This window comes from Stenotrophomonas sp. A3_2 (assembly GCF_036624925.1).
Classification (GTDB): Bacteria; Pseudomonadota; Gammaproteobacteria; order Xanthomonadales; family Xanthomonadaceae; genus Stenotrophomonas; species Stenotrophomonas hibiscicola.
The window spans coordinates 1-317 of sequence record NZ_JAZKVY010000082.1 but is presented as its reverse complement, the minus strand read 5'-3'; the positions used below and the strand labels follow the sequence as shown (position 1 = coordinate 317).

Below are 317 nucleotides of genomic sequence, written 5' to 3'. Positions count from 1 at the left end.
CGTCGTGCCCACGGGAACGAGCACCGTCGCCTCCGGGTAGCGCGCGCCGGGCGGCACTGGGCCGCCATCCGTGCCGGTGACACGCATATGGTGGCCGTGCAGATGCATCGGGTGGTCCGTCATGCTCAGATTGCCGACACGGATGCGCACCCGCTCCCCGGTGCGGGCGACCATCGGCGCGGTGCCCGGAAACACCCGGCCATTGAGCGACCAGATATTGAAATCCGTCATCTCGGCCGGGTTCGGCCGCGACGTGCCGGGATCGATTTTCCAGGCATGCGGCATCCACACATAGTCGCGGTCCACGGCCGGGATCG

1 protein-coding gene is annotated in these 317 nt (G+C 68.5%); it reads right to left on the bottom strand.

What is annotated here, in order from left to right; translation table 11 throughout:
• On the bottom strand, positions 1-317 hold a 317-nt coding region (locus R5H29_RS01505), incomplete at both ends, for a multicopper oxidase domain-containing protein (RefSeq protein WP_332328627.1).